At 43.7% G+C, this 20,475-nt stretch carries 19 protein-coding genes; 17 read left to right on the forward strand and 2 right to left on the reverse strand.

Annotation, left to right across the window (positions count from 1 at the left end):
- The 10 genes from GGR02_RS17305 to GGR02_RS11335 form a co-directional block, all read left to right on the forward strand.
- The coding region (locus tag GGR02_RS17305; protein WP_221210827.1) for a hypothetical protein at positions 1-247 on the forward strand (247 nt) is incomplete at its 5' end.
- Complete coding sequence (hemE, locus tag GGR02_RS11295; RefSeq protein ID WP_183184970.1) at positions 231-1,274, forward strand: uroporphyrinogen decarboxylase; 1,044 nt, start codon at positions 231-233, stop codon at positions 1,272-1,274. The genes GGR02_RS17305 and hemE, both read left to right, overlap by 17 nt.
- Positions 1,275-1,287: 13 nt before the next feature.
- Entirely contained in the window at positions 1,288-2,232 is a 945-nt protein-coding gene (gene hemH, locus GGR02_RS11300) for a ferrochelatase (RefSeq protein ID WP_183184972.1), read from the forward strand.
- Positions 2,229-3,659, forward strand: a complete 1,431-nt coding sequence (gene hemY / locus GGR02_RS11305; RefSeq protein ID WP_183184974.1) for a protoporphyrinogen oxidase — start codon at positions 2,229-2,231, stop codon at positions 3,657-3,659. The genes hemH and hemY overlap by 4 nt, the downstream gene beginning before the upstream one ends.
- Positions 3,660-3,749: 90 nt before the next feature.
- Positions 3,750-4,322 (forward strand): TetR/AcrR family transcriptional regulator, encoded by a 573-nt coding sequence (locus GGR02_RS11310; protein ID WP_183184976.1) that lies wholly within the window; start codon positions 3,750-3,752, stop codon positions 4,320-4,322.
- 70 nt (positions 4,323-4,392) lie between these two features.
- Positions 4,393-6,693 carry a YhgE/Pip domain-containing protein gene (locus GGR02_RS11315; protein WP_183184978.1) on the forward strand — a complete coding sequence of 767 codons (2,301 nt, stop codon included), beginning with the start codon at positions 4,393-4,395 and terminating at the stop codon, positions 6,691-6,693.
- 143 nt (positions 6,694-6,836) lie between these two features.
- Complete coding sequence (locus GGR02_RS11320) at positions 6,837-7,850, forward strand: LacI family DNA-binding transcriptional regulator (RefSeq protein WP_183184980.1); 1,014 nt, start codon at positions 6,837-6,839, stop codon at positions 7,848-7,850.
- A gap of 115 nt (positions 7,851-7,965) precedes the next feature.
- Positions 7,966-9,282, forward strand: a complete 1,317-nt coding sequence (locus GGR02_RS11325; RefSeq protein WP_183184981.1) for an ABC transporter substrate-binding protein — start codon at positions 7,966-7,968, stop codon at positions 9,280-9,282.
- Between the two features lie 495 nt (positions 9,283-9,777).
- Positions 9,778-11,085: an ABC transporter permease subunit gene (locus GGR02_RS11330; RefSeq protein WP_183185059.1), complete on the forward strand. Its 1,308-nt coding sequence runs from the start codon at positions 9,778-9,780 to the stop codon at positions 11,083-11,085.
- 15 nt (positions 11,086-11,100) lie between these two features.
- Positions 11,101-11,928 (forward strand): carbohydrate ABC transporter permease, encoded by an 828-nt coding sequence (locus tag GGR02_RS11335; RefSeq protein ID WP_183184983.1) that lies wholly within the window; start codon positions 11,101-11,103, stop codon positions 11,926-11,928.
- A gap of 59 nt (positions 11,929-11,987) precedes the next feature.
- Here GGR02_RS11335 and yhfH read toward each other — a convergent pair whose 3' ends face one another.
- Entirely contained in the window at positions 11,988-12,125 is a 138-nt protein-coding gene (gene yhfH, locus GGR02_RS11340) for a protein YhfH (protein WP_221210828.1), read from the reverse strand.
- A gap of 150 nt (positions 12,126-12,275) precedes the next feature.
- Between yhfH and GGR02_RS11345 the strand changes: the two genes are divergently transcribed.
- The 5 genes from GGR02_RS11345 (at position 12,276) to GGR02_RS11365 (ending at position 16,679) form a co-directional block, all read left to right on the forward strand.
- The gene (locus GGR02_RS11345; protein ID WP_183184985.1) at positions 12,276-13,010 is read left to right on the forward strand and encodes an MBL fold metallo-hydrolase; all 735 of its coding nucleotides are present in this window, start codon (positions 12,276-12,278) and stop codon (positions 13,008-13,010) included.
- A 76-nt stretch (positions 13,011-13,086) separates the two neighbouring features.
- The gene (locus GGR02_RS11350) at positions 13,087-13,668 is read left to right on the forward strand and encodes a Uma2 family endonuclease (protein WP_183184987.1); all 582 of its coding nucleotides are present in this window, start codon (positions 13,087-13,089) and stop codon (positions 13,666-13,668) included.
- Between the two features lie 373 nt (positions 13,669-14,041).
- Entirely contained in the window at positions 14,042-15,586 is a 1,545-nt protein-coding gene (locus tag GGR02_RS11355) for a fatty acid--CoA ligase family protein (protein ID WP_183184989.1), read from the forward strand.
- A gap of 84 nt (positions 15,587-15,670) precedes the next feature.
- Entirely contained in the window at positions 15,671-16,384 is a 714-nt protein-coding gene (locus GGR02_RS11360) for an AzlC family ABC transporter permease (protein ID WP_183184991.1), read from the forward strand.
- Entirely contained in the window at positions 16,377-16,679 is a 303-nt protein-coding gene (locus tag GGR02_RS11365; RefSeq protein ID WP_183184993.1) for an AzlD domain-containing protein, read from the forward strand. The genes GGR02_RS11360 and GGR02_RS11365 overlap by 8 nt, the downstream gene beginning before the upstream one ends.
- A gap of 23 nt (positions 16,680-16,702) precedes the next feature.
- On the opposite strand, the gene GGR02_RS11370 is transcribed toward GGR02_RS11365, so the two are convergent.
- Positions 16,703-17,293, reverse strand: coding sequence for an SCO family protein (locus tag GGR02_RS11370; protein WP_183184995.1), 591 nt, complete (start codon positions 17,291-17,293; stop codon positions 16,703-16,705).
- 132 nt (positions 17,294-17,425) lie between these two features.
- On the opposite strand from GGR02_RS11370, the gene GGR02_RS11375 reads away from it, so the two are divergent.
- Both GGR02_RS11375 and aceA read left to right on the forward strand, forming a co-directional pair.
- Complete coding sequence (locus GGR02_RS11375) at positions 17,426-18,685, forward strand: M48 family metallopeptidase (protein ID WP_183184997.1); 1,260 nt, start codon at positions 17,426-17,428, stop codon at positions 18,683-18,685.
- A gap of 212 nt (positions 18,686-18,897) precedes the next feature.
- Positions 18,898-20,181, forward strand: coding sequence for an isocitrate lyase (gene aceA / locus GGR02_RS11380; RefSeq protein ID WP_183184999.1), 1,284 nt, complete (start codon positions 18,898-18,900; stop codon positions 20,179-20,181).
- The last annotated feature ends 294 nt before the right edge of the window (positions 20,182-20,475 follow it).

The following is a 20,475-nucleotide window of genomic DNA, read 5'->3' on the forward strand; positions in this document are numbered from 1 at the left end:
TAGAAAACGCTTACAAACACTGGGTTATTTAAACCAAATATATCCAGAGAATCGAAATATCAAAAAAAATCTCCCACAAACTCTTGACTCAATCATAAATCGTCAATTTTTTGACAGTTTACCACGTTCGCTATACATTAAAATAAGAAACTTGTATAGTTGTTATTGTACCCCACTTGGCTTGTGGCCAAGTGTTCTTAATGTCATTGGCAGAAAGGCGGAGGAAGAAAATGAAACGTTCGTTTAATGATACATTTTTACGCGCTTGCCGCGGGGAAAAGACGGAGTATGTGCCGGTCTGGTATATGCGGCAGGCAGGACGGTCGCAGCCGGAATATCGCGCGTTAAAGGAAAAATATTCGCTGTTTGAAATTACTCATCAACCGGAGCTATGCGCATATGTAACGCGCTTACCTGTCGAGCAATACGATGTCGATGCGGCGATTCTTTATAAAGATATTATGTCACCGCTTCCAGCAATCGGCGTCGATGTTGATATTAAAGCAGGAATCGGACCGGTTATTTCCAATCCAATTCGTTCCCTTCAAGACGTTGAAAAACTAGGGGAGATCGATCCGGAAGCAGACGTTCCGTACGTATTAGAAACGATTCGGTTATTGACGACCGAACAGTTAAACGTGCCGCTTATCGGTTTTGCCGGTGCGCCGTTTACGTTAGCAAGCTATATGATTGAAGGCGGCCCGTCGAAAAACTATAACAAAACAAAAGCGTTTATGTATGCAGAGCCGAAAGCGTGGTTTGCGCTTATGGACAAGCTTGCAAATATGACGATTCGCTATGTAAAGGCGCAAATTCAAGCAGGGGCGAAGGCAATTCAAATTTTTGACTCATGGGTCGGTGCAGTGAATGTCGAAGACTATCGCTATTTTATTAAGCCGACGATGGCACGTATTTTTTCCGCGTTGCGGGAAGAAAACGTCCCGTTAATTATGTTCGGCGTCGGCGCCAGCCACTTGGCAAAAGAATGGAACGATTTGCCGCTTGATGTTGTCGGGCTTGATTGGCGTCTGTCGATTAAAGAAGCGCGAGCAAACGGTGTAACAAAGGCGGTGCAAGGAAACTTAGACCCAGCGGTATTGCTTGCACCATGGGACGTGATTGAGGAACGCGTAAAGCGAATTTTAGACGAAGGAATGGAAAAGCCGGGGTATGTGTTTAACTTAGGGCACGGCATTTTCCCAGATATTCAACCAGAAACGTTAAAGCGTTTGACGGCGTTTATTCATGAATACACAGCGCAAAAATGTAAATGAGGTGACGGAAAAAATGCAAAAAAAGCAAATGGGGCTACTGGTCATGGCGTATGGTACCCCATATAAAGAAGAGGATATAGAACGGTATTATACACATATTCGCCGTGGCCGTAAACCGTCGACTGACATGTTGCAAGACTTAAAAGCGCGTTATGAAGCGATTGGCGGCATTTCCCCGCTTGCAAAAATTACAAGAGAGCAAGCAGAGGCGTTAGAAAAACGGTTAAATGAAATTCAAGACGACATCGAATTTCGTATGTATTTAGGGCTCAAGCATATTGAGCCATTTGTCGAAGAAGCTGTTGAACAAATGCACGCTGACGGAATGAAGGAAGCGGTCAGCATCGTGCTTGCTCCACATTTTTCGACGTTTAGCATTCAGGCGTATAACAAACGTGCAAAGGCGGAAGCAGAAAAGCTTGGTGGACCGGTCATTTATTGTGTAGAAAGCTGGTATAAAGAGCCAAAATTTATTCAATATTGGGTAGAAAACATAAAAGAAATTTACGACACGATGAGCGCCAGCGAACGGGAAAAAGCGGTACTCATCGTATCTGCCCACAGTTTGCCAGAAAAAATTATTGCTGCCGGTGACCCGTATCCAAAGCAGCTGGAAGAAACAGCGAAAATGATTGCAGAACAAGCCGGAATCAACCATTACGCAGTTGGATGGCAAAGTGCGGGAAATACGCCGGAACCTTGGCTTGGGCCGGACGTGCAAGAACTAACGAAGCAACTGTACGAAGAAAAAGGATATACGACCTTTGTTTATGCACCGGTCGGATTTGTCGCTGATCATTTAGAAGTGCTGTATGACAACGATATCGAATGCAAAAACGTTACAGACGAAATCGGGGCTACTTATTACCGTCCAGCGATGCCAAACGCTCATCCACTATTTATCGATGCATTAGCAACCGTTGTGTTAAACCATGTAAAGAAGGCGATGGAACAGTGAGTGACGAAAAGCAAACGATAATCATCATTGGAGGCGGAATTACGGGGATTACTGCCGCTTATTATTTACAAAAAATGATAAAAGAGCAGCAATTGCCGATGGAATGCAAGTTAATTGAAGCGACCCATCGGTTAGGCGGGAAAATTCAAACGGTCGTTCGCGACGGGTTTGTCATTGAACGGGGGCCTGATTCTTTTTTAGCACGGAAACAAAGCGCCTCACGCCTTATTCATGAAGTAGGATTGCAAGACAAGCTTGTTCATAACGCTACCGGTAAATCATATATACTTGCGAATGAAAAATTGTACGCCATTCCAGGTGGAGCGGTGATGGGGATTCCGACAAAAATTCGCCCGTTTGCATTGAGCGGTCTGTTTTCTCCGATTGGCAAATTGCGCGCAGCGCTTGATTTTATTTTGCCGCCAACGAAAGCTGAAGGGGATTTGTCGTTAGGACAGTTTTTCCGGCGCCGCCTTGGCGATGAAGTCGTGGAAAATTTAATTGAACCGCTGTTGTCTGGTATTTATGCTGGTGATATTGACCAGCTAAGCTTAATGGCGACATTTCCGCAGTTTTTCCATTTGGAACAAAAACATGGAAGTCTTGTGCTTGGGGCGAAGCGGACAACGCCAAAAACAAAAGAAACAGGAAATAAAAAAGGGATTTTCCAAACATTGACGACCGGATTACAGTCGCTTGTCGACGAATTAGAGAAGCGGCTAGAGCCTGGCAGTGTTAGCAAAGGCATTCGCGTGGAACTAGTGGAAAAGCAAGGTCGTCGCTACCGGTTGCATTTAAGCAATGGAGAAGTATGGACAGCTGATAGTGTAATCGTTGCTGCACCGCATCAAGCAGTGCCGGAGATGTTTCCAAACGTATCGTTTTTTGCGCCGTTTAAAGCGATGCCGTCAACATCGGTTGCTACGGTGGCGCTTGCGTTTTCTGCATCTTCCATTGAACAAGATATTGACGGAACCGGATTTGTCGTGTCGCGGCGCAGCGACTATACGATTACCGCATGCACGTGGACGCATAAAAAGTGGCCACATACCGCGCCAAAAGGGAAAGCGTTATTGCGCTGTTATGTCGGTCGCCCTGGCGATGAAGCGATTGTGGAGCAATCGGATGACGAGATTGTTCGCGTGGTGCTTGATGATTTAAATAAAATTATGCGCATTAACGGTCGTCCAGAGTTTGCCCTCGTTACCCGTTGGAAAGAAGCGATGCCACAATACATCGTCGGACATAAAGAGCGAATAGAAACGATAAAAGCGAAAGTAGGCGAGGAATTGCCAGGTGTCTTTTTCGCTGGAAGTTCGTATGAAGGGTTAGGGCTGCCTGACTGCATTGACCAAGGAGAAGAAGCAGTAAAAAAAGCGTTGGAGTATTTGCAAGTGCATAAGCAAGAAGCAGTAGAGGTTAACTAATGTTAGCCTCTTTACTTTTTTACGCAAATATGATATTGTGTATTTACGAAATGACCAAATTGTTCATTCAGTCAGAATAGGATGAGGATGATGGCGATTAATCGAAAAAAGCAAATTATTGAAGCGGCAACAAAATCTTTTTCCCTTTTTGGTTACAAAGCAACAACGATGGAACAAGTAGCGAAACTCGCTAACGTTGGCAAAGGAACGATTTACACATTTTTTAATAGTAAAGAAGAACTGCTCGATGAAATTATTACATCGCTCATTAGCGAAATTAAAGAAGCAGCAGAGCAGGCGATCGATCCTAGCCGCACGTTTTTTGAAAACGTCCATCGTGCGTTGTACCGCATTTTAGAATTTCGCAAACAACATCAACTAACGCTTAAACTGTTGCAAGAAGTGCGCGACATCGGGACGCCGACCGTTCAAGAAGTGATGAAAAAACTTGATCGCGCGGTGCTTGCGTATATTCGTGAAAAAATTGAACAAGCGATGCAAAAGGGAGAAATTCGCGCCTGTGACCCAGAAATAACGGCGTTTTTAATGTTTAAACTGTATATTGCCCTCGTGTTTGAATGGGAAAAAGACCATGAGCCGTTAGCTGAAGAAAAAATTGCCGAGTTGTTTGCGCTATATTTTTTAAAAGGATTATCCCGTTAGATGATCCTTCTTCTTTTTTAGAAAAATGACTGAATGAACAAAATAGTCAATGATACAAAGGAGGGGGAAAATGAAACAAGAATGGAAAGCGATTATTCAAAACCGAAAAGTGCTCATTCCGATTATTGCGGTTTTATTTATTCCGCTTTTGTATAGTGGAATGTTCCTCTGGGCGTTTTGGGATCCGTACGATCATTTAGATGAATTACCTGTCGCTGTCGTGAACAATGACAAAGGAACGACGTTTGAAGGAAAAGAGCTTCATATCGGTGATGATCTTGTGGAAAAGCTAAAAGAAAAAAAGCAATTTAATTGGCAATTTGTCAGCGAACGCGAAGGGGAAAAAGGGTTAAAAGAGCAACGGTATTATATGCTCATTAAAATTCCGGAAGATTTTTCGCAAAACGCAACGACGGTACAAGACGATCACCCGAAAAAACTTCAGCTCATCTACATGCCAAACGAAGGGTTTAACTTTTTATCCGCCCAAATTGGTGGAACGGCTGTCGAAAAAATAAAAGCAGAAGTGGCGAAAACGCTAACGGAAACGTATGCAGAAAACATGTTTGAGAACGTAAAAACGTTAGCGGATGGGTTAACGAAAGCGAGCGACGGGGCAGAAAAATTACACGATGGTCTTATCGAGGCAAAAAATGGAACGAACAAACTGTATGATGGAATGAAAAAAGCGCAAAGCGGTTCCACCGAATTGTCCAGTCATTTAGCGACACTTGCAGAAAAATCGATTGCCTTTACGAAAGGGCTACACCAAGCAGCGGATGGCTCAACGCAAGCTCAAACAGGTGTTCAAACGCTCAATGACGGAATGAAACGCATGGTAGACGGGCAAGGACAGTTGCTTGTTGGAGCAAAACAAGCAGAAGAAGGAACGACGAAGCTCGCTTCAGGGGCAAATCGTGTGCTTGAAGGAATAAAAGCGCTCGATGCCCGCATGCCGCAACTTTTACAAGGATCTGAGCAATTAAGTGGGGGAGCAGAAAAGCTAGCAACATCTCTCACACAATGGCAACAAGGGGCTACACAAGTTCAAACAGGCGCGAATCAAGTGACAGGAGGTTTAGAGCAATTAGCTGCTCAACTTGATTTGTTCATTGCACAAACGTCAGATCCAGCGCAAAAAGCGATTTATGAACAATTAAAACAAAACGTCGATCAATTAGCGTTAGGGAGCCAACAAGTGCAAAGTGGCATCGGGCAGTTAAACGATAGCGCCAAAGCGCTCCAAGCAGGAGCGGCATCGTTAAGCGCTGGGGCGAAGCAATTACATGAAGGGCATACCGCTCTCAATGGCGGTGTGAAGCAATTGCTTGCCGGACAACAGCAACTAACAGACGGTGCAAACGTGCTGATGAACGGTCAAGCAAAGCTTGTTGCGGGCATGAATACGCTATATGAAAAAATGCAAGAAGCACAACAAGGAACGAACAAATTAGCGGCTGGTAGCAAAACGCTCACTTTAGGTTTGCAGGCTCTCGCAACTGGTGCCGATCAACTTCAAGCTGGCTCGCATCAACTCGCGGACGGTTCACAACAATTAGCCAATGGCATGAATGAGTTAACAAATGGAACAGAAAAACTACAAGATGGCATGAATCAGCTCGCGGAAGGGTCAGCAGAGTTAGCAGATAAATTAAAAGACGGTGCGAAAAAAGCAAGCGATGTAAAAGCAAACGAAGACGTATACAACATGTTTGCTGAACCGGTGAAAGTAAAGAAGGAAAAAATCAATGAAGTGCCAAACTATGGGACAGGGTTTACTCCTTATTTCTTATCATTAGGTTTGTTTGTCGGCGCGCTTTTGCTTTCGATCGTTTTTCCGCTTCGCGAACCAGCAAGTACACCAAAATCTGGTGTGCAATGGTTTTTCAGCAAATTCGGCATTTTAGCGGCGGTTGGCGTTGTTCAGGCGCTGTTAGCGGATACGGTGCTGCTTACAGGTCTCAAACTTCAAGTACAAAGTGTGCCGAACTTTATTATTTTTAGTATTATTACAAGCTTAGCGTTTATTGCCGTTATTCAATTCCTTGTCACTACGTTAGGCGACCCAGGACGGTTTGTCGGCATCGTTGTCCTCATTTTACAATTGACGACAAGCGCGGGAACGTTTCCGGTAGAGTTGATTCCGAAAGCTTTACAACCGGTGAATCATTATTTGCCGATGACATACTCTGTATTTGGGTTTAAGGCAGCCATTTCAAGCGGTGATTTTACGTTTATGTGGAAAAATGCGATGATTTTAGCTATATTTATCATCACCTTATCCCTTGGAACCATTTTTTATTTCACCGCTCAACATAAACGGAAGTTTTATACAATGATGAAACAAATGAATGAAGCTCCTGAGGCATAATTGCCTTTAGGAGCTTTTTTGTCAAAAATTTTTTCAATGACTAGTTGAATATTAGGACAATGTGCATTATAATTCAGGTATGAAAACGATTTCAGTAACCGGAGGGATGCGGCAATTTGAGCGAGCAAGGGGGTTAATGAAAGATGTCTACCATTGAAGATGTAGCAAAATTGGCAGGGCTTTCGCGGACGACGGTGTCGAGGGTCATTAATAATCATCCATATGTTTCAGAAGATAAACGAAAATTAGTAATGGAAGCGATGAAACAGCTTGGATATGTTCCCAATTCCTCGGCAAGGAGTTTGCGGAGCCAAAAAACGGATGTTATTGCATTGTTTGTTCCGAGAATTATGAACCCGTTTTTTAGCCAATTGGTAGAAGCAATGGAAATTTCCGCTGCTGAACACGGCTACCAGCTAATTATTTGCCAGACGAGGTACTCACCGGAAAAAGAGTTAAACTACATGAATTTATTAAAAACAAAACAAGTAGACGGTGTCATTCTTGCGTCCATCCAAAACGATTGGAAAGTGCTTGAACCGTTTTTACAATACGGGCCAATCGTATTATGCAACGAGTTTGATGAACAGGCAAATGTTCCGTCGGTCATGCTTGATCAAGTACATGGCGGATACATAGCAACGAAACACTTGCTTGAACAAGGTCACCGCCGTATTGCGTATTGCCGTGGCAGCACAAGAAGCAACGTTGCTAGCCATCGAGAAATTGGGTTTCGCAAAGCGCTTGCGGAGTATGGGGTGGAGTTTGACGAGCAGTATGCGTTTCGCGATGCGTTTCATAGCGAAGACGGAAGACGTGTGTTCCATCAAATGATGGCGCTTCCAACACCGCCAACCGCTGTTTTTACGGGAAGCGATGAAGTGGCGGCTGGAATTATTTCGGAGGCGAATAAGCACGGCTGTCGCATTCCAGAACAATTGGCGGTCGTTGGATTCGATAACCAAGAAATTACCGAGCTAATCGAACCGTCAATTACGACTGTTCATCAACCAGTTGATAAAATGGCGCAAAAAGCGTTGGAAGTGATGATTGATAAAATTCATTCACGCAAATATAAGCAGCGCGAAATATACGAATTTCCGCTGAAGCTCATTGTCAGAGAGTCCACGGTCGCAAACAAGCTCGCTCAATTGTAGTATCTAGGGGCTTTCTTACTTCTTGCAGAACTAGCAAGAGGTAAGAAGCCGACTAGCACTCTAGGTTATGAAATCGATATCTGAAAACGTTTTACTATTATAGGGGGGTATACGTATGAAAAAGGCAATGAAAGTATCATCTGCGATGTTAGCACTTACGCTTGGATTAACCGCATGCTCTGGCGGACAAAGCGCGAGCGATGGAACGAAAGACAAAAAAGACAGCCAAAAAACAGACAACAAATCAAGTGAAGTCGTGAAAATTGTATATGCCCGCGGTCAAGATTCTACAAAAGCGACAGAAAAAATTATTGAAGCGTTCGAAAAAGCGCATCCAAACATCGATGTCGAATTCCGTGAAATGCCAGCGGATACAGGTAAACAGCACGATGCATATGTAACGATGTTAAATGCGCAGTCATCTGAAATCGATGTCATGGACCTTGACGTTGTTTGGCCGGCAGAATTTGCACAAGCAGGTTATACGTTGCCGTTAGACCGCTTTATTGAACAAGATGGTGTAGACTTAAGCAAATATAACCAAGGGGCATTAGCGGCAGGGAACTTCAACGGAAAGCAATGGGCGATGCCAAAATTTATTGATGCCGGCATGCTATTCTACCGCACAGATATCGTTCCGAAAGATAAAGTGCCGAAAACGTGGGATGAATTATTAAAAGCTGCAAAAGAATTGAAAGGAAAAGGCGGTACGAAATACGGCTATTTAATGCAAGCAAAACAATACGAAGGGCTAGTATGTAACGCGGTAGAATTTATCGCTTCTTACGGCGGAAAAATTGTTGACGAAAAAGGAAACGTTGTCATTAACAGCCCGGAAGCAATTAAAGGATTAAAGAAAATGGTTGAAATCGTCAAGTCGGATGTTGTGCCAAGCAACATTACAACGTTTACAGAGCCTGAGTCTCATACGGCGTTTATTGAAGGGCAATCGCCATTCATCCGCAACTGGCCGTATCAATATGCGTTAGCAAACGATAAAGAACAATCGAAAATCGTTGGCAAAGTGGGAGTTGCGCCACTTCCAGCAGGCGACAAAGGTTCTGCGGCGACATTGGGCGGTTGGATGACAGCGATTAACAAATATTCGAAACATCCAAAAGAAGCTTGGGAATTCGTGAAATTTATGACAGGACCAGAAGGACAAAAACTTTCAGCAATTTATGGTGGATTAGCACCAACACTTCCAGAGCTATTTAAAGATCAAGATGTTTTAAAAGCAAACCCATTCTTTGCGGAAGAAGGCTTTGTGAACGCGCTAAACGCAGCCGTTCCACGTCCAGTTGTACCGAACTATCCAGAAGTATCGGAGATTATTCAAATCAACGTTTCAAAAGCGCTTGCAGGGGAGTTAACAGTTGAGCAAGCGGTTGCGAACATGGAAAAAGAAATTAAAGCAGCGTTAAATAAATAACTATAACCAACAATGAACCCGTTTGTTCATTGTTTAGTCGGCTAAGCACTCAGCCACTATCATTTGCATGAGAAAAAATAACGGTTCACGAGTGTTGATTATCCATTATTTTACTAAAAAACATAGAATCATTTGACCGAACACAAGCTTTTCTGCCTCTTCCCTCGAACAATGAACGCTTTGCGGGCAAATGACAGTTGCCCGCCGGCGTTCTTGTTCGAGGAGGGCATGCGTACAGCATGCCTAGTCGGCAAGCGAACTGCTTGCCGACTACGGTAGAAAAGCTAGGAATAAAGCGATTTCAACTGGTTTTTAATGGTTAATCAACATGCCTGATAACGGTTGTTGCTTGATGCTGCCGCTGTTCTTAGCCTTCAGCTCGCATTTCGTGCTGAAGGCTAATTTTTCACAACTGCTGAAGCGTTGCTGTTTTTAATACTACGCCTGTTATCCTTTATATGTTAGGGGGGACGTCCTATGAAAAAAGAGGCATCGATGAGGAATGAAAAGCGGGCGGAACGCATTTTAGGCTACTCGCTTGTAGCGCCGGCATTGCTACTTATTTTAGCAGTGGCAATTTGGCCGGTTATTCAGTCGTTTTATTATAGCTTATTTGACTATCGATTAAACGATCCAACCAAATCATCCATTCATTTAAACTATAGTTTGGATTTGGAAGGATATTTACAAAACTATCCGTTTTTAAAGAGCACCTTAAAACGAGAAGTAGCAACAGCTAGCGAGAATACGAAAGAAACGTTGTCTGATGTCGAACAAAAATTAGAGAAAATGGATGAAGCGATTCGTGCGGACAAAGAAGTGGCGAATAAGTACGAACAAGTAGATGAGGCACTCAATAATTTTGAATCGCCAAACGAGGACATTAAAATTGTCGAGCTGAATGAGCAAGCTGCCAATCAATTTACTAATACAGTAAAAGATGTTGTCAAAACGCTTGAACAGCTGCGGGAAGCAGGAGAGTTAAAACAGCCGGATAAAGTCGTTGGACTTGCGCAAGGATTAAAAGGGGTTATTATTGAACCAAACTTCGTCGGCTTAAAACATTATAAAGATAGCTTAAGCGATGCTCGTTTATGGAAAGCGCTATGGAATACGACATTCTTTACTATCGTTTCCGTAGCGGTTGAGCTCGTATTAGGACTTGGAATTGCACTTTTAATTAATAAAGCGTTTTTTGGCCGCGGGCTTGTGCGGGCGACCATTTTAATTCCGTGGGCAATTCCAACGGCAGTATCTGCATTAATGTGGAAGTTTTTATATGACGGTCAAAACGGAATTGTGGCGAAATATTTCGAAGACATTGGCCTTGTCCATCGAATGGGGGATTTATTAACGACAGAAATGGGTGCCATGTTTTCCGTCATTTTCGCAGACGTTTGGAAAACGACGCCGTATATGGCGCTTCTACTGCTTGCAGGCTTACAGACGATTCCAAGTTCATTATATGAAGCAGCCTCCATTGACGGGGCAACGAAATGGCAGCAATTCACCAAAATTACGCTACCATTACTCAAATCAAGTATTTTAGTGGCATTGTTATTCCGTACGCTGGATGCGTTCCGGGTGTTTGACTTAATTTACGTATTAACGGGCGGAGGTCCGGCAAACTCGACGGAGACGATTTCCATTTTAGCGTATAAAGTCATGTTCTCGCAAACAAACTTCGGTGGCGGTTCAGCGTTAGCGGTCATCGTATTTTTGTGCGTGGCGATTATCTCGATTATTTATATTAAACTATTAGGAGCGGACTTACTCTCGGATAGCGCGAGTGCGAAAAAATAGAGGAGGGGTGAGACGATGCAAAAAAAAGCTGGCCCGTTATTTTACGTGTTTTTAGCAGCGTTTGTGTTTTTTGTCATGTTTCCGTTCCTGTGGATTTTGCTTAGTTCGATTAAGCCGTTAAGCGAATTGTTTGGCGATAAAGCGTTTGATTGGTTTACGAGCCATCCGACGTTGAAATCGTACGTTTCCGTATTTGTGAACTATCCGTTTTTGCGTTATTTATGGAACAGTACGGTCGTAGCGACGATTACGACAGTATATACGGTGTTTGTCGCGGCATTTGCGGCGTATGCGATTGCACGGCTGGAGTTTAAAGGAAAAGCGGTCATTCTCGGTCTTGTGCTGGCAGTATCGATGTTCCCACAAATTGCGACGATTTCACCAATTTATATGTTTGTGAAAAAATTTGGGCTAACGAACAGCTATTTAGGGTTAATTGTTCCATATACGACGTTTGCGTTGCCGCTTTCGATTTGGCTACTAGTAACATTTTTCCGCAAAATTCCGTTTGATTTAGAGGAAGCGGCAAAAATGGACGGCGCTACTCCGATGCAAACGTACTTTAAAGTCATTTTGCCGCTGGCCGTGCCTGGAGTGTTTACGACATCGATTCTCGTCTTTATTGCGGCATGGAACGAATTTTTATTCTCGCTAACGATTAATACAGCAGAAAAATTTAAAACCGTTCCTGTCGGGATTGCGATGTTCCAAGGACAATATACGATTCCGTGGGGCGAAATTTCTGCGGCGACCGTCATTGTGACGATCCCGCTCGTTGTGATGGTACTATTGTTCCAACGCCGGATTGTTTCTGGGTTAACGTCTGGATCGGTGAAAGAATAAGGGATATAGTTTGAAAATTTCTCCATAAAAAAGGATGCTCACCGAGTGAGCATCCTTTTTTAGCGATAAAGAGTTGCGCCTAAACAGTCGTTGCATTTGTTTCCGTAGCATTCATGTTGTTCTTCGATTTCTTTTCCGCAGTCCGTGCATTTTTTTCGCGGAAGGTTTTTGAAAAACTCAGAAATTTTCATTAGCATTCGAATCGCCTCCGTTTATTTGTTAGTTATATTGTATTATAACAGATTGAAATAAGTCAATAACTGTTTTAAAACAATTTTCTGCAATCGTGCAAAATGTTGGAGAATTATGTATGATAAAAGAAAAAGACATCGTCGAGGTGGGTAGGAATGAAAGTAACAGTATTAGGATATTGGGGTGGATTCCCAGCTGTCGATGAGGCAACGTCTGGTTATTTATTCGAGCACGAAGGATTTCGGTTATTAGTGGATTGCGGCAGCGGTGTGCTTGCGAAATTGCAACGGTATATAGCGATTGAAGAGCTAGATGCCGTGATTGTGTCGCATTATCATCACGACCATGTCGCTGATATCGGGCCATTGCAATATGCACGGCTCATCAAAGCAAATCTCGGTGCTAATTTGTCAGAGCTGCCGATTTATGGCCATTCGTTCGATCGCGATGGCTTTACAAGGCTTGCCCATAAAGGTGTAACAAAAGCAATCGCATATGACCCAGAACAACCGTTACAGGTCGGACCGTTTACGATTACGTTTATGAAAACAGTGCATCCGGCGATTTGTTATGCGATGCGGGTGACGGCAGGAGGAAAAACGGTCGTCTATACCGCTGACTCAAGCTACGTCCCAGAATTTGTCCCGTTTTCCCAACAGGCGGACTTGTTAATTGGTGAGTGCAATTTTTACGCGGGGCAAAACGCAGCGCAAGCGGGGCATATGACGAGCGAAGAAGCAGCGACCATTGCACGCGATGCCAACGTCGGCGAGCTTTGGCTTACGCATTTGCCGCACTTTGGCGAACATGCGCAATTGGTTCGCGAAGCAAGCGCTGTGTTTTCTGGAACGGTGCAACTAGCGAAAACGGGGTTAGTGTGGGAAGCATAAAATCAGCTGAGGTTTTGTTGCACTTGCGGCGGTATGAGGAAGAGCAAGATCAAATGGTGATAGGGGAGTGGATCATATGGCAATACCGCAGGAAAAGTCACATCTTACTTATGCAGAATATTTAGCTTTAGACGAAGACATTAGGTATGAAGTGATTGACGGTCAAATTTACAATATGTCACCTGCTCCAACGCCGAAGCATCAAGCGGTACAACGAGAGTTGCTGACAGAATTTAATTTATACTTTCGAGGAAAGCAATGTAGTGTATTTGGGGCACCTATCGATGTATGCTTGGCGGAGGAAGACGACATAACAAAAATAGAGGAATGGGTTCAACCAGACCTTGTTGTCGTATGCGATCAAAACAAAATTCGCGAAAAACGGATTGTCGGTACCCCGGATTTAGTGATTGAAATTATTTCTAAATCGACAGCGAAAAAGGATAAAGTCGTTAAGTTTAATCGCTATCAAAGAGCGGGAGTAAAGGAATATTGGATTGTAGACCCTTCTAACGAAACGATTGATGTGTATTGTCTTGAAAACGAAGGTTTTGCACATCGAGGCACATATTTTAAAGACGATCGTATCTCTGTTCATTTGTTTGAAGGACTTTCGATTGATTTAGCCAATGTTTTTAGAGAAGATGCGGAGGGGTAGCTAGCAACAGAAATTATTGTTGCCAGATGCATTTTCATTTTTTGAGGGCGACTTGGTGGGGCTATTTATTTCCAAATAGCCCTATATCTTTTGCTTTGCTCGCAGCACACTTGCTGTTTTGTCTAGCTTTTCTGTGAAAATAAAGGGTCCATGAACGGTTATTTTCATGCTTGGGTGGCGAGAAAAACTTCCTCATGGGTGTTTTATAGTACTTTTTTACACAAAAGTGTCAGCGAAAAATTGAGTAATTGTCCTATTTCGTGAGCCCGTTCCCTTGCGTATGGTTCTTTTTTTAAATATAATATATTTAGAATTTTTTTAATTATAAAATGAATGATTATTCATTCACGAAGTAAATGGGGGAGGGAGTTTGATGAATTTATCTTCACGGTTGGCAGAGGTGGCAGCGCAGTTGCCGCATAAGGAGGCGTATGTATTCGAAGGGGAGCGGCGTACATATGGCGAGCTAAATGCGGCAGTATCGAAGTTTGCTAGCGGATTGCGCCACCTCGGCATTCAAAAAGGGGATCATGTTGCGTTATTATTGGGAAACTCTCCGTATTTTGTTATCGGTTTATATGGAGCATTACGGGCGGGAGCGACGGTCATTCCGATTAACCCGATTTATACGCCCGATGAAATTGGCTACATTTTGAACAATGGGGACGTGAAAGCGGTCATTGGCTTAGATTTGCTCGTTCCATTATTTGTGAAAATGGAAGCGCGGCTGCCGAAAGTAGAACATGTCATCGTTTGTGAAACGCCACAAGGAAAAGAACAAGGGATTTCATGGACGGGAAAAATGAAATCGTTTACAGAAGTGTTGGCAGCAGGCGATGTTCATTTTCAAGGACCGGAATTGGCCGAGGACGATGTGGCCGTCATTTTATATACGTCCGGCACAACAGGAAAGCCAAAAGGCGCGATGTTGACGCATAAAAACGTTTACAGCAACGCACAAGATACAGCGAACTATTTGAAAATTAATGGAGAAGACCGCGTCATTGCGACATTGCCAATGTTTCATGTATTTTGCTTGACGGTGGCGTTAAATGCCCCACTGATGAACGGGGGGACGGTGCTTATCGTTCCGAAATTTAGCCCAGCGAAAATTTTTCAGCTTGCACGAGAAGAAAAAGCGACGATTTTTGCTGGTGTACCGACGATGTACAATTTCCTTTATCAATATGAAGAAGGAAAAGCGGAAGATTTGCAGACGCTTCGACTTTGCATCTCTGGTGGGGCGTCCATGCCGGTCGCGCTACTGAAAAACTTTGAACAAAAATTCAAAGTAATTATTTCGGAAGGGTACGGACTTTCCGAAGCGTCCCCAGTGACGTGCTTTAATCCGCTCGACCGTCCACGAAAGCCAGGTTCGATCGGAACAAGCATTATGAACGTTGAAAATAAAGTCGTCAATGAATTTGGGGAGGAAGTTCCCGTCGGTGAAGTAGGAGAGCTTATTGTGCGCGGTCCAAACGTGATGAAAGGCTATTACAACATGCCGGAAGAAACGGCGCACACGATTCGCGACGGCTGGTTGTATACAGGCGATTTAGCGAAAATGGACGAGGAAGGCTATTTTTACATTGTGGATCGGAAAAAAGATATGATTATTGTCGGTGGCTATAACGTATATCCGCGCGAAGTGGAAGAAGTGCTTTACAGCCATCCAGACGTTGTCGAGGCGGCAGTCATCGGTGTACCAGACCCGAATTTTGGGGAAGCGGTAAAATGTTTTGTCGTATCGCGAAATCCCGATTTAACAGAAGAGCAACTCATGAGCTATTGCCGCGAGCGTTTGGCAAAATATAAAGTGCCAAGCTCGATTGAGTTTTTACAAGAGCTTCCGAAAAACACGACCGGAAAAATTTTGCGTCGAGCGTTAAAAGATCAGCTGACAGCAGCGGAAGCGTGAAAAAAGATGTCCTTTGTAGGGCATCTTCTTTTTATTGAAAAATAGAAGGAATTTTGCGACAATGAAAAAATGGGAGGGAAAGACGTGGAAACGATTTTAGCGACAAGTAAATTAACAGCGTTTCGCCAAGGAGCGCAAGCCGGGATAAGCATCGCCATCGGCTATATGCCGATCGCCCTTACCTTCGGATTATTGGCGAAGGCGACAGGGTTGACGTTTTTAGAAACGGTCATGATGAGCATGATCGTCTTTGCCGGCGCTTCGCAATATATTGCGCTTAACTTGTTGTCGCTTGGCACAGGAACGTTTGAAATTGTGTTGACGACGTTCGTTTTAAATATTCGCCATTTTTTAATGTCCGCATCGTTAAACGAAAAGGCGGAGAGCGATGAACTGTGGAAAAAAGCGTTATACGCCTTCGGCATTACGGATGAAACGTTTTCGGTCGCAGCGACAAAAGAAGGGAACGTTAACGCTGCCTATATGTTCGGGCTTATTGCTTTGTCTTATGGCAGCTGGGTAGTGAATTCCGGAATTGGTCATCTCATAGGGGCAAGCTTGCCGCAAAGTTTGCAAACAAGCATGTCGGTTGCGCTATATGCGATGTTTATTGGGCTACTTGTTCCATCGCTTAAAAAACAACGAAAAACGATCTGGTTGGCGGGATTGGCAGCCATAATTAATTCGGTGTTATTGTTCTTTCATATGCCGAAAGGATGGGCGATTGTTGTCGCGACATTAGTGTCCGCGGTGCTTGTGCAATACGTCGTGAACGAAAGGGAGAGAGAAGATGCATAGTGGTATTGTACTATTAATTTTGGCAATGGGGCTTGTGACGTATATTCCGCGCATGCTTCCGCTCGTTGTCTTCCATCGCGTCCAATTGCCACCGTTTTGGCAAGGGGTATTAAAAAACGTTCCGTACGCGACATTGGGGGCACTTATCGTTCCTGGTATTTTTTTTATTCAAGAAGACAAATGGTTCGGCGTGCTCGGCTTTATTAGTGCTTTTCTCGCAGCTTGGCTTGGGGCGAACGTTATTGTGGTTGTCATGGCTTCGGTCGCTGTTTTAAGTCTATATGCACTTATGTAGAAAAACCACCGCGTGCCGGTGGTTTATTGTATTTCATCCATGATGGCGTTATATACTTCCTCTGTATCAAAGCCTTTTTTTCCCATGCCAAATTGCGCAATGACCCGGTTGTTTTTATTCAGCAAATATGTATTCGTTGTATGGATAAGCATGCCATTTCCAGGGTCACGGTATTGAAAAGAAAATGCGTCCGCTACTTTTTTCGTATCTTGTTCGCTGCCACGCAACAACACCCAACCTTTGTCGTTTTGCTTAATGCCAAACGTTTTTGCATAGGCTTGGAGTTTTTCGCGTGTATCGCGTTTTGGATCGATCGTAATGGTAATGAACTCGACTTTGTTGCCGAAAACGTGCTGTTTTTCAAGTTTTTGGCGAAGTTTTGTCATTTTGAACGTTGTGTTTGGACAAATATCAGGACAATTTGTATAAACAAACTCTAGAAGCCGTACTTTCGGTTTCATCTCACCGAAGCGATATTCCTCCCCCCAAGCAGTTTCCATTGTAATATTACGCGGGAGCTCCATTTGCCATTGGCGATATACCGAAAAATAAAAAATGCCGGCTCCTACACAAAGAACAAATAAGCTGCCTAATGTCCAGTATAGTTTTTTCAAACCAATCACCCCCTTTTCTTTATCATACATGAAAATAAACGAAAACACGAACGATACTTTTGACATTTGTCTGACGTTCTAATTCTGCGAAAATCGTTTAAACTATAGTAAAGGTTGTCCGGAGGTGACGATGTGAAAAAGAAAATTGGCTGGGCGTTAGGGGGATATATCGTATATTGCATAGCAATCATTTGTTATTTTTTCTTATTTGCTCATCCATCGATTCCTAGCGAATGGAAAGGAACAGCCGCAGATCCAGCAACATTTTTAACGCCGAATGAGCAATTATTAAGCGAACAATATTCCCGATGGAAAAATTTATTGTTTTTTTTGTCCATTCCGTATGATTGGCTCATTTACTTATTTATATTATGGCTAGGAATCGGGAAAACACTCCAACGGTGGGTCGAACGAGCAGCCGAACGGTTTTTGCTACAAGCAGCTATTTACGCCTTTTGGCTTTCATTGCTTGTGACGATGTGGACGCTGCCGGTTGCTTGGATAAGTTACCGTATTTCGCGGGCATACGGTGTCAGCACACAATCGCTCAGTAGTTGGCTGCACGATCAAACGATTGATTTTCTTATCCAGACAGTCGTTTTCTTTTTAATCGCTCTCGTATTATATTCGTTCATTCGTCGTTTTGAGAAGCGATGGTGGCTGTATGCATGGCTTGTGTCGGTGCCGCTGACAATTTTTTTTATGTTCATTCAGCCGGTGGTCATTGACCCGCTTTACAACGACTTTTATCCATTAAAAGATAAAGCGTTAGAAGGAAAAATTTTAGCATTGGCAGAAAAAGCACATATCCCAGCAGACCATGTATTTGAAGTGAATATGTCCGAAAAAACGAATGCGTTAAACGCCTATGTCACAGGCATTGGTTCACATGCTCGCATCGTATTGTGGGATACGACGTTAACGCGATTGCAAGAGCGAGAAATTTTATTTATTATGGCGCATGAAATGGGCCACTACGTAATGAAGCATATTTATTGGGGAGTGGCAGGAACAATTTTACTCCTGTTTGTTGGGTTGTTTATTGCTAATCGTGTTGTCAAATGGGCTATCCGTATATGGGGAAACTCGTTTCATTTACAAAAAATACATGAATTCGCCTCTTTCCCGTTATTTTTGCTCGTTTTTTCGCTACTTAGCTTTGTGGCGAGTCCTACCGTTAACTTCGTCGCACGGCAAGAAGAGCATGCGGCAGACGAATATGCTATTCAGCTGACACACGATCCAGCGGCAGCGATTTCCGCTTTTCAAAAATTAACAGAAGCAGGGTTAAGCGAAGTAAATCCTCCTACGCTTGTCAAACTATTTCGCTACACCCATCCAACGATTTTCGAGCGCATCGTATTTTTAGAGCAAATAAAGCAGAAGAAATAAAACAGAAAGGGCCTGCCTTTCTGTTTTATTTTTTTGAATTTTTTCGAAAAAACTGTTTTCTTTTTTGTGAGTCTGTTATACAATAACAACAGGATAAACGATATTTGTATTATAACAAGTTGTCGAGATAGTAGCGGTTACGAGAGACATGAGGGGGCAGCGAGCATGCGGCTATCTTCCGACGAAAAATGATCAAACGGAGGGGAAAAGAAATGACAAGGGAAGAACGAATCAAAAAACTTGAGGAAAGTTGGCAAATGGAGGAGCGATGGAGAGGAGTTGTCCGTCCGTATTCAGCGGAAGACGTCATTAAATTACGTGGTTCGATTGATATCGAGTATACGCTCGCTCGCCGCGGGGCAGAAAAACTTTGGCACTTATTAAATACCGAAGATTATGTACACGCGCTTGGCGCGTTAACTGGCAACCAAGCAGTGCAACAAGCAAAAGCAGGGTTAAAAGCCATTTATTTAAGCGGTTGGCAAGTGGCTGCAGATGCAAACCTAGCAGGACATATGTATCCAGACCAAAGCTTATACCCAGCGAACAGTGTACCGCATGTCGTCAAACGAATTAACCAAGCGCTTCAACGGGCTGACCAAATTCAATATTTAGAAGGAAGCGGTGACTTAGATTATTTCTTGCCGATTGTTGCCGATGCGGAAGCAGGGTTTGGCGGGCAATTGAACGTGTTTGAATTAATGAAAGCAATGATTGAGGCAGGAGCAGCCGGTGTTCATTTTGAAGACCAGCTTTCTTCCGAGAAAAAATGCGGCCATTTAGGCGGAAAAGTGTTACTTCCAACGCAAACAGCGGTTCGCAACTTAATTGCGGCGCGACTTGCAGCGGACGTCATGGGCGTTCCGACGGTCTTAATCGCTCGCACAGACGCTAATGCTGCCGACTTAATCACAAGCGACATCGATCCGCGCGATCAAGAGTTTATTACAGGAGAACGCACACCAGAAGGGTTCTTCCGCACGAGAGCGGGTCTTGACCAAGCGATCGCTCGGGGCTTAGCATATGCACCATATGCCGATTTAATTTGGTGTGAAACGAGCGAGCCGAACTTAGAAGAAGCGCGTCGTTTTGCCGAAGCGATTCATGAAAAATTCCCAGGCAAACTATTGGCATACAACTGCTCGCCATCGTTTAACTGGAAGAAAAAGTTGGACGATGAAACGATCGCGAACTTCCAAAAAGAACTCGGAAAAATGGGCTACAAATTCCAATTCGTTACATTGGCAGGATTCCATGCGCTCAACTACAGCATGTTCGAATTGGCGCGCGGTTACAAAGATCGAGGCATGGCTGCTTACTCAGAGTTGCAGCAAGCTGAATTTGCCGCAGAAAAATACGGCTATACGGCGACAAGACATCAACGCGAAGTTGGCACGGGATATTTCGATGAAGTATCGCAAGTTATTTCTGGTGGTCAATCTTCCACCGTCGCCTTAAAAGGCTCTACAGAAGAAGAACAATTTACGACGGCTTAATAAAGAGAACGTTGCTTGATATAAATATAGACTGGATTTGTGTAATAAATGGGGGATTTTATATAGAACGGGACAGAGAGAAAAACAAAAGACTCGCCAACGGCGGGTCTTTTGTTATAAGGTAAGAAAGTATAAAATTTTACGATTAGGTGGGGCGCTGTCTAGCTCCAAGCGCCATCGGCTCGAGTCGCTCCGCCTCTTCTTTCGGCGGCGACACACTGAGTTCGCTTCTTTGAAATATCCCGCGCAAGCCCAAGCTTTGCTTGGGCTGAGCCTCCTCGGTGGGGCTTGTGC

Origin of the sequence: Anoxybacteroides voinovskiense (genome assembly GCF_014196205.1) — a bacterium.
Lineage (GTDB): Bacteria > Bacillota > Bacilli > Bacillales > Anoxybacillaceae > Anoxybacteroides > Anoxybacteroides voinovskiense.

Bases quoted from the DNA above. Each gene is read 5' to 3' on its own strand.
- GGR02_RS11320 (WP_183184980.1), top strand. From the start codon at position 6,837: ATGTCTACCATTGAAGATGTAGCAAAATTGGCAGGGCTTTCGCGGACG.
- GGR02_RS11325 (WP_183184981.1), top strand. From the start codon at position 7,966: ATGAAAAAGGCAATGAAAGTATCATCTGCGATGTTAGCACTTACGCTT.
- GGR02_RS11315 (WP_183184978.1), top strand. From the start codon at position 4,393: ATGAAACAAGAATGGAAAGCGATTATTCAAAACCGAAAAGTGCTCATT.
- GGR02_RS11365 (WP_183184993.1), top strand. From the start codon at position 16,377: ATGCATAGTGGTATTGTACTATTAATTTTGGCAATGGGGCTTGTGACG.
- GGR02_RS11355 (WP_183184989.1), top strand. From the start codon at position 14,042: ATGAATTTATCTTCACGGTTGGCAGAGGTGGCAGCGCAGTTGCCGCAT.
- aceA (WP_183184999.1), top strand. From the start codon at position 18,898: ATGACAAGGGAAGAACGAATCAAAAAACTTGAGGAAAGTTGGCAAATG.
- yhfH (WP_221210828.1), bottom strand. From the start codon at position 12,125: ATGCTAATGAAAATTTCTGAGTTTTTCAAAAACCTTCCGCGAAAAAAA.
- hemE (WP_183184970.1), top strand. From the start codon at position 231: ATGAAACGTTCGTTTAATGATACATTTTTACGCGCTTGCCGCGGGGAA.
- hemH (WP_183184972.1), top strand. From the start codon at position 1,288: ATGCAAAAAAAGCAAATGGGGCTACTGGTCATGGCGTATGGTACCCCA.
- GGR02_RS11345 (WP_183184985.1), top strand. From the start codon at position 12,276: ATGAAAGTAACAGTATTAGGATATTGGGGTGGATTCCCAGCTGTCGAT.
- GGR02_RS11310 (WP_183184976.1), top strand. From the start codon at position 3,750: ATGGCGATTAATCGAAAAAAGCAAATTATTGAAGCGGCAACAAAATCT.
- GGR02_RS11350 (WP_183184987.1), top strand. From the start codon at position 13,087: ATGGCAATACCGCAGGAAAAGTCACATCTTACTTATGCAGAATATTTA.
- GGR02_RS11330 (WP_183185059.1), top strand. From the start codon at position 9,778: ATGAGGAATGAAAAGCGGGCGGAACGCATTTTAGGCTACTCGCTTGTA.
- GGR02_RS11335 (WP_183184983.1), top strand. From the start codon at position 11,101: ATGCAAAAAAAAGCTGGCCCGTTATTTTACGTGTTTTTAGCAGCGTTT.